The sequence below is a fragment of the Thalassolituus sp. UBA2590 genome, from assembly GCF_002339775.1.
In the GTDB taxonomy this organism is placed as follows: domain Bacteria; phylum Pseudomonadota; class Gammaproteobacteria; order Pseudomonadales; family Oceanobacteraceae; genus Thalassolituus.
On record NZ_DDKU01000123.1, the window covers coordinates 12,625 to 20,741 of the forward strand.

At 50.8% G+C, this 8,117-nt stretch carries 8 protein-coding genes; 3 read left to right on the forward strand and 5 right to left on the reverse strand.

The window, feature by feature from the left end; all coding sequences use genetic code 11:
* Positions 1–285: 285 nt before the first annotated feature.
* Positions 286–711 carry a hypothetical protein gene (locus B2067_RS10920; protein ID WP_301388466.1) on the reverse strand — a complete coding sequence of 142 codons (426 nt, stop codon included), beginning with the start codon at positions 709–711 and terminating at the stop codon, positions 286–288.
* A 187-nt stretch (positions 712–898) separates the two neighbouring features.
* Positions 899–2,137: an ATP-binding protein gene (locus B2067_RS10925; RefSeq protein WP_156872785.1), complete on the reverse strand. Its 1,239-nt coding sequence runs from the start codon at positions 2,135–2,137 to the stop codon at positions 899–901.
* A 183-nt stretch (positions 2,138–2,320) separates the two neighbouring features.
* Between B2067_RS10925 and B2067_RS10930 the strand changes: the two genes are divergently transcribed.
* The 3 genes from B2067_RS10930 (at position 2,321) to B2067_RS10940 (ending at position 5,971) form a co-directional block, all read left to right on the forward strand.
* Positions 2,321–3,697 (forward strand): DUF4158 domain-containing protein, encoded by a 1,377-nt coding sequence (locus tag B2067_RS10930; protein WP_301388468.1) that lies wholly within the window; start codon positions 2,321–2,323, stop codon positions 3,695–3,697.
* A gap of 3 nt (positions 3,698–3,700) precedes the next feature.
* Complete coding sequence (locus B2067_RS10935) at positions 3,701–5,254, forward strand: Tn3 family transposase (protein ID WP_301376558.1); 1,554 nt, start codon at positions 3,701–3,703, stop codon at positions 5,252–5,254.
* Positions 5,255–5,335: 81 nt separating this feature from the next.
* A complete protein-coding gene (locus B2067_RS10940; RefSeq protein WP_301388470.1) occupies positions 5,336–5,971 on the forward strand; it encodes an aminotransferase class V-fold PLP-dependent enzyme in 636 nt (211 codons plus the stop codon).
* Between the two features lie 27 nt (positions 5,972–5,998).
* On the opposite strand, the gene B2067_RS10945 is transcribed toward B2067_RS10940, so the two are convergent.
* From B2067_RS10945 to tmk, 3 genes are read right to left on the reverse strand one after another with little or no spacing between them, the layout of a single operon-like run.
* Positions 5,999–6,343 (reverse strand): PilZ domain-containing protein, encoded by a 345-nt coding sequence (locus B2067_RS10945; protein WP_068438521.1) that lies wholly within the window; start codon positions 6,341–6,343, stop codon positions 5,999–6,001.
* Positions 6,340–7,338: a DNA polymerase III subunit delta' gene (locus tag B2067_RS10950; RefSeq protein ID WP_068443478.1), complete on the reverse strand. Its 999-nt coding sequence runs from the start codon at positions 7,336–7,338 to the stop codon at positions 6,340–6,342. Before B2067_RS10950 ends, B2067_RS10945 begins: the two co-directional genes overlap by 4 nt.
* Entirely contained in the window at positions 7,338–8,006 is a 669-nt protein-coding gene (gene tmk, locus B2067_RS10955) for a dTMP kinase (protein ID WP_068443475.1), read from the reverse strand. The genes B2067_RS10950 and tmk overlap by 1 nt, the downstream gene beginning before the upstream one ends.
* Positions 8,007–8,117: the final 111 nt, after the last annotated feature.

Genomic DNA, 8,117 nt, shown 5'->3' on the forward strand with positions numbered 1-8,117 from the left:
CTGGCAGGTGCGGCTTTTGTAAACATCCAGTGTGGCAATCGATGCGGCTTTAGCGGCATGATTTTCGCCCTCCGAACAGGCAGCGAGGAATAACAGGGAAACTATCAGCGCAAGATGGCGCAGATAATCAGGTAAAGGTTTCATGGTAACTCCCAATCATAAGACGCGATGAGCGCATTCAGTGACGATCACGCGTTTTAAACAACTGTTTTGGGAGTTTTGTCGACTCCCGCTTGATAAGGATAAGTGGGTAGAGGCCTAAATTTCAGGCGTACCAACCCTATATCAACGGGAAATGGGGGGACGGAATAGCGAGGAAACTTCCTGAGTAAGGAAGGAAACCGAATATTCTGTATTGAGAGTTTGAGAAAACTGAACGGAAAACGGCGACAGTGTACTTACCACCGCAACACTGGCAGAAACACAGTCCATCTGAGAACAATCGTCCTGGCTGCAACAGCCTTTGGCCTTGGCATTATCGGCCGCAGCGTGGTTCATATGGGCCATATCCATTGTTGCTGCCATTGCATGAGCGGTGGAATGATGAGTCATCTGTTCGCAGGGCAACTTCACAACGGCAAACGACTGGCTGGTAAAAGCCAGTAACGCGAAGATTGCCATGTAAAACCCAAATCTGTTCAATTGCATACTGAGATGATACAACTCATTATTTATATCTGATAAGTCTATATATTTCGTCTGAATGTTCAATCTTTCGTTCCACTTCATGCGTTGAGGTGGATCAAAAAACTTGTTATTTCGTTACCGCTAAACTGAAAAATAAATTGCACCAACCATAAAAAATACCTTCTCAGTAAATAGTAAAACACAAGTCTGTCAACCAGATGACGGTATAATTACAAAGCCGTCATACACGGTTGCTTGAATTATGGCGTGGTTAAGCCCAAAGGGCTCCCAGTGGTACGGCATAAAGATTGTCACCAAAGGCTGTCGTATGGTCGCCGTCATAGAGCAGAATACCGATCTTGAAGCGATCGGCAGCCACGGATTGAAACCGTTTCAGTCCGGTAAAATCCTTCGCACTTAAGGTCGCTGCCGCCTTCACCTCGATGGCGAAGCAGTCACCCATGGCGTTCTCGATAATCACGTCCACCTCCACTTTGTCCTTATCCCGGTAATGGTAAAAACTCAATGGTTCGTCCACCCAAACCGCTTGCTTGCGCAATTCGTTATAAACGAAGGTTTCCAACAGCAGACCAAAATCTCCCGGTTGTTTGAGCAGACGGTCCCGGTTGAGGCCTCGCACGGCGCACATCAGGCCAGTATCGACGGAATGCAGTTTGGGTGTCTTCACCAGCCGTTTATATTCGTTGGAATGCCAGGCGGGCAATTGCTCCACCAGAAACAATTGCTCCAACAGTGCCATATATTTTTTGATGGTCAGCCGATCCAGTCCCAGTTTGCCCCCCAATTCGGTGAGATTGACCAGTTTACCGGCGTAAAAGGCGGTGAGCTTGAGCAACTTGCCCATTAAATCCGGATGATCAATGTGGGTCAGATCACGAATATCCCGTTGCACCAGAGTGCTCAGGTATTGCTGATACCAGGCCTGGGAGCGTCGTTCACTGGCGCGCTGTAGCGGCTCCGGAAAACAACCGGTGACCAATCGGTTCAGGATGTGCTCCCTAACACGGATGGACTGGGTTGAAGGAGCTTCCCGGTTCAACAGCTTAGAGAGAAATGTCGGTTGCTGCCCCTGGATCTCACACTCCGAGAGCGTCATCAAGCGCACCGATTCCATCCGGCCCGCCAGAGAGTCGGAGAGCCTCGGCAGTAACAAGGCATTGGCGGAGCCCGTCAGCAGAAATCGACCGGGTGTACGCTGTTCGTCCACTGCCTGCTTGATGGATACGAACAACTCCGGCAGGCGTTGCACTTCGTCCAGGGCAATGCGGGTGGCTGGCAGGTTGCGAATAAAGCCCACCGGATCGGCTTGGGCAATCTCAAACTGGGCCTGGTCATCCAAGGTGATGTAGGTCCATTGCTCGGCCCCCATTTCATCCATCAAGGTCTTCACCAGGGTGGTTTTACCGGTCTGACGGGGCCCCATGATAAACACGACGGGCGTGTCGCTCAGCGCTTCTTTGACGTGGAGTTCAGAATAACGAGGGTACATAAATGGACTTCCGGCTAAACAGGAGTTGTAATTCGGCTACCTGATATTCTATTATCGTCCAATCGTTATTACAATGCCGTCCAAATGTGAAAGATGGCAGTACCCACTGTCGGCATCATAAAAACACAAATAAAAACAACTCTATAGGAGTAGTTGGCGTGACCACAAACCGATGAGGCGCTCATGACAGCCAAAGAGCAGTTTTTGACCAACCAACAACGCTATCAGCCACTGATATTGCCGCAACGCTTTTCCGACGAGGAAATGGTTCGCGACTGGACCCTGAATCGCCGCGACTGCCAGATGGTTAACAAATACCGCAAACAGTACCGCTTGGGCGTTGCCATCCAGCTCTGTGCCATGCGCCTCTATGGCCGCTTTCTGAACCAGCTCAGCGATCTCTCGTCCCGCGTGGTCAGCTACCTCAGCAGCCAACTCGATTTACCGCCAGCGCTCACTGTGGAAGTGCCCGAACGGGAAGCCACCTTATTGGAACACCGCAATAACATCCTCAAATACCTGGGATTCAGGCGTTTTGATGTCAAGGTGGAAGCCGATCTGGATCGCTGGGTCGAAGCTCAGGCACACCAGGGGTTACTGCCGGATGAACTCTTTCATCGGGCAGAGCGCTACCTGCTGTTGAATCGGATTGTTTTACCGGGGCCCACCACCATCGAACGGCAAATCGTTCGCATCTGCAACCAGGTCCATGCTCAGCTCTTTGAGCAAGTGTTTGAACAGATGTCGCCTGAATTGCGAGAGGCTATCGATGATCTGCTGCAAACTTCAGGCGGCAATCAACGAACCTATTTCAATCAGCTTAAGGAATATCCACCCGCTGCCAAAATTTCATCGCTGAAGCGCTACCTTGAGCGCTACGACAATCTGGTGGCTACCGGTATTAATGCATTCGAGGAAAAGCTCATTGATACCACCTTTCTTCACTACCTGTACCGATTGACCAAGCGCTACAGCGCCAAGGACATGAAACGCTTCAAGGATCATAAGCGCTATGCCCTGATGGTGTGTTTCCTGCTGGAATCCCGAAAGATATTGCTCGATCACCTAGTTAAAATGCACGATCAGTACATGACGGAGCTGTGTCGGCAAACCAAAAACAGTCACGACAAGAAGCATAAGGAATTTCGTAAACGCCAGAAGAAAGCTATCGACGCCGTGCTCGATACCACGCATGTTTTGCTGGAATGGCCGGATGAACAGCCGTTGTACAAGAATGACTTATGGCAGCGTATTGACGAGAAACACTTGCTAGCCTCCATTGACGACCTGCACATTTTTAAACGCCTGGAAGAATGCGGCTACTGCGATTTGTTGCTGACCCGTTACCCCAGTTTACGAAAGTATTTTTCCGACTTTATACGGTTACCGTTTGAAGTGGCGAAAGGTTCTGGGCCACTGATAAAAGCCATCCAGTTCGTCCGGCAGTTGGATGACGGCGATCTGAAAAAACTGCCGGAGAATACACCGACTGCGTTCATTCCCCGCGAGCTGCGTCGCAGCCTTAAAGATCAAACCGGCAACATCAATCGCAATGTTTGAGAAATGGGCCTTGCTCTCGCGATGAAAGATGCGTTGCGTTCCGGCGATTTGTATTTACCACAGAGCAAACAGCATGTGTCGTTCTGGGATCTGACCTTGAACGAGCCCAACTGGGATGAAACCAAACACACCGTCTATACCGAGCTACAGCAGCCTTTGCCACACGAAGTGCGTTCCGCCATTTCAACCCAGTTCCACGAAGCGGTGTCAGCAGCGCAAAAGCGTTTTGGACTGGATAATTTCGCCGAGATACACAATGGCCGGCTGAAACTCAAGCGTGACGACAAGCTGGACGTACCAGATAAAGTCAACCAACTGCAAAAGGTGATCGATGCGCATATGCCCAGCATACGCATCGAGCAATTGCTGATGGAGGTGGATCAAATGACGCATTACAGTCGTCACTTTGTCCCTATCCAATATCACCAGTCACGGCCCAAAAACTTTTACAAAAGCCTGATGGCTGCCATTATTTCACAAGCCACAAACCTGGGCGTCGTGTCCATGAGTAACAGCGTCAATGGCGTTACTGTCGATATGCTAAGGCATATCCTGCAATACTATATTCGCGAAGAAACCCTGATCAACGCCAGTGCTGAAATTGTGAATCAACACCATGAGCTGCCGTTGAGTGCGGTGTATGGCTCCGGTACATTGTCCTCTTCAGATGCGCAACGCTTTAAAATCCGCGCCGACAGCCTGTTGGCTTCATACTATCCCCGCTATTACGGCTACTATGAAAAAGCCATCGGGATCTACACCCACGTATCCGATCAATATTCCGTGTTCAGCACCAAGATCATTTCCTGTAGCCCTCGTGAAGCCCTGTATGTTCTGGACGGTCTGCTGGAAAACAACACAATTCTGAAAATCCGAGAGCACACCACCGATACGCATGGGTACACTGAAATCGTCTTCGCCCTCTGTCATTTGCTCGGCTTCTACTTTATGCCACGCATTCGGGATCTGAAGGATCAGCAGCTATACCGTATCGACAAATCCGTCGATTACGGTGACCTCAACCATTTACTCACGAAAACAGCTGATTTGGCGATTATTGAGGAGCAATGGGAATACATGATGCGGGTGGTCATTTCTCTGAAACAAAAAACTGCGCCAGCACACGTCATCGTTCAACGGTTGACCAACAGTTCACCCTCCGATCGCCTCACCAAGGCCTTTACCAACCTGGGCCGGATCATCAAGACCGAATACATTCTGCGGTACCTAACTGACAAAGACCTGCGCCAAACCGTCCAGCGGCAACTGAATAAAGGGGAATACCGGCACAAACTGCCGCGCTGGATATTCTTTGCGGACCAGGGTGAATTCACCACTGGGGACTATGAGGAAATCATGAACAAGGCCAGCAGCCTCAGCTTTGTATCCAATGCCATTCTGTACTGGAACACGATCAAGATAAATGACGTGGTTGAGCAGCTCCGGCAGCAGGGGGAGGATATCGACGACAAGACCTTATCCCATATCTCGTTATTGCCCTATAAGCATGTGTTGCCCAATGGTACGTACTTTATTGAAGATGAGGGGAAGGGGTGATTATTCGGAAACCTACGGTTACGCGGAGGGCCTGGGAGTCAAAACCGTAGGTTTTCGTTCAAATGCCCCCGCTGGTCCAAAATTGGCGAGGCCTGCAAAGCAGCGGGAGTTCTGTTCTGTGTCGATGCGATCCAGGCCGTCGGTGCTCTCAGGTTTGATGTCGAAGAAATACAGTGCGACTTTGCCATGGCAGATGGTCACAAGTGGCTGCTGGGCCCTGAAGGGCTGGGCTTTTTCTATGTCCGGGAAGAGCGAATGATCGATCTGTCACTCAATGAGTATGGCTGGCACATGATCAAGCACGCCGGTGACTACAACCAGGCCAGCTGGGAGGTCGCCGATACAGCAATGCGTTTTGAGTGTGGGAGCCCCAACCTTCTGGCTGCACATGCACTCCATGCGAGCACCAGTCTTCTTCTGAATACAGGCATAGAAAACGTTGAGGCAGCAGTTCTGAGCAAAGCGGATTCGTTATGTGGTCTGTTATCTGATGCTGGAGCTGAAATCATCACACCAGCTCACAGCAGAGGGCGCTCTGGAATTGTGACATTCGGGACGAACGGACGATCGCCCAAAGAAGTGTGGCAAGCATTAATGAGTAAAGGAGTTATCTGTATGCACCGCGGTGGAGGAATCCGCTTTTCGCCTCACTTCCATACGCCTCTCTATCGCCTGCAGCAAGCGGTCAGCATCGCTGCGGAAGAGTGTCTTTGGTAATTAAACTTTCCAGACAAGCCCCAGACACTACATAGTATGCGTCATACGGTCTGATTTAATTGCGCCAGCAAGGTAGGTTTCTATCTTGTTGCGGGCAATATCATCTTCATCATTGAACTGGACGCCGACGCCTGCAACTTTATTGCCTTGCGCCCCCTTGGGCGTTACCCAAACGACTTTACCGGCAACAGGGATCTTCTCAGGCTCATCCATCAACTTCAGCAGCATGAAGACTTCGTCTCCCAACTGATACTGTTTACTTGTTGGAATGAAGAGCCCACCGTTTTTAATAAACGGCATATAGGCAGCATACAGGACTGATTTATCTTTGATGGTTAATGACAGGATGCCATTCCGACCGCCTGGGTTCATGCAATTACTCCCGCTTTTGCTTCAGTCAACGCCTGCCACTCGAGCAACAAGGTTTCCAGGGTCAGCGTTTTGTTATGGTGGGAAGCACCTGACATCAGCTGACCGAGTATTTGTTGTAATTTTTTCTGAAAGGTTACCAGCATTTCCCGCTTCACAACATAAGCGTCCATAAGTTCTGTGACTGGCCCTGCAAACTGAAGATGTTTTGCCTCCGCACCACACGCCGCCTTCAGGACATCGCAAGACCACTGGTAAAACCATTGTATAACCGTCTGGAACTCCAGCTTACTCCAGGACGAGGCAATTTTATCGAGAGGCAAAGACGACGTAGTCCATTGTTGTAATTCCGAGACCCATTTTTCCTGAACCGTCGCGACACCGCTGCTCAGCCAATTCATGGCAGCGACAGGAGCACCGCCATTTCTCGCCAGTGCCATGTCGGCATCAGCTGAGCCTACCCCCTGATCCTGCAGCCAGTCTTTCGATGCATCATAAGATGGCAGGGCCAGATTGATACGCTGGCAGCGGCTGCGAATGGTAGGGAGAACAGAACCAAAGCGCTCTGTTTCAAGTAGGATAAAGCTTTCACCCGGGGGCTCTTCCAGGGTCTTAAGCAATGCGTTGGCCGCATTTACGTTCATAACCTCCGCAGGGCGAAGAATGACGACCTGACACTGACTGATCTGAGGCGTTTGAAAAATCAGCTCATTCACTTTGCGAACATTGTCGATACGAATCTGCTTTGAGTTTTCTTCCGGCTGGCAAAGCATAAAATCGGGGTGACTGCCCGCCGCCCAAAGCTGACAACTGTGGCACTGCCCGCACGCCTCGTCCGCAGGATTCTGACACAACAACCAACGCGCGACATTCAGTGATAACTCATGCTTACCGATGCCTGCACTGCCTGTTATCAGCAGCGCGTGTGGCAGGCCAGCAGTGCGGTGGCGACGTACAAGAGAACTCCAGGCATCCACCTGCCAGGGATAAAGAGACATCAGGATTCCACCTGTTGTTTTTTGTCTTCTAACTCGCCTGCAACCACTTTCAGGACTTGCTCAGTCACTTGTTCAAGCGGAGCGGTCGCATCAATGACCCGAAATCTCGAATAACGCTCGGCCAGTGCCAGGAACCCCAGCCGGACCTTTTCGAAAAATGACATGGCTTCAGCCTCAATACGATCAGTCTCTTCTGCCAGATCCTCAGCCCGGGCTCGGGCACGCCCCATACCAATCGCCACCGGCGCATCAAGTAGCAACGTCAGGTGTGGTTCAACACCGCCCTGCGCAAGCGCTTTAAGCTGCTCGATATTGTCGTGAGAAAGACCTCGCCCATAGCCTTGGTAGGCGATAGTAGAATCGGTGAAGCGGTCACACAGGACCCAGTCACCGCGCTCCAGCGCAGGCCGGATAACGGCATCGACGTGCTGAGCACGTGCCGCAAACATCAGGAGTAACTCTGTCATATCAGACATAGGTTCTTCATGATGCGCTTTCAGAAGATCGTTACGGATTTTTTCAGCGATCGGGGTTCCGCCCGGTTCGCGAGTCACCACCACAGAGATTCCCTGCGATTCGAGGTGCCTTGCAACCGCCTGAATATTGGTCGACTTACCAACACCTTCACCACCTTCAAACGTAATAAAACGACCGGAAGTAGTTAGCATCAGTCAGTCTCCCCGCTGCTTTGCTCTGCTTTTGGCGCTGAGCGGTAGTCGCTCCGTCGCGATAGTTGGTAGCGTCGCACTGCCTTATTGTGCTCTTCCAGAGTGGAAGAA

What these genes read in the sequence shown, in the direction of transcription:
- B2067_RS10950 (WP_068443478.1), bottom strand. Translation starts at nt 7,338, where the DNA reads ATGTCTCTTTATCCCTGGCAGGTGGATGCCTGGAGTTCTCTTGTACGT.
- B2067_RS10925 (WP_156872785.1), bottom strand. Translation starts at nt 2,137, where the DNA reads ATGTACCCTCGTTATTCTGAACTCCACGTCAAAGAAGCGCTGAGCGAC.
- B2067_RS10945 (WP_068438521.1), bottom strand. Translation starts at nt 6,343, where the DNA reads ATGAACCCAGGCGGTCGGAATGGCATCCTGTCATTAACCATCAAAGAT.
- tmk (WP_068443475.1), bottom strand. Translation starts at nt 8,006, where the DNA reads ATGCTAACTACTTCCGGTCGTTTTATTACGTTTGAAGGTGGTGAAGGT.
- B2067_RS10935 (WP_301376558.1), top strand. Translation starts at nt 3,701, where the DNA reads ATGGGCCTTGCTCTCGCGATGAAAGATGCGTTGCGTTCCGGCGATTTG.
- B2067_RS10930 (WP_301388468.1), top strand. Translation starts at nt 2,321, where the DNA reads ATGACAGCCAAAGAGCAGTTTTTGACCAACCAACAACGCTATCAGCCA.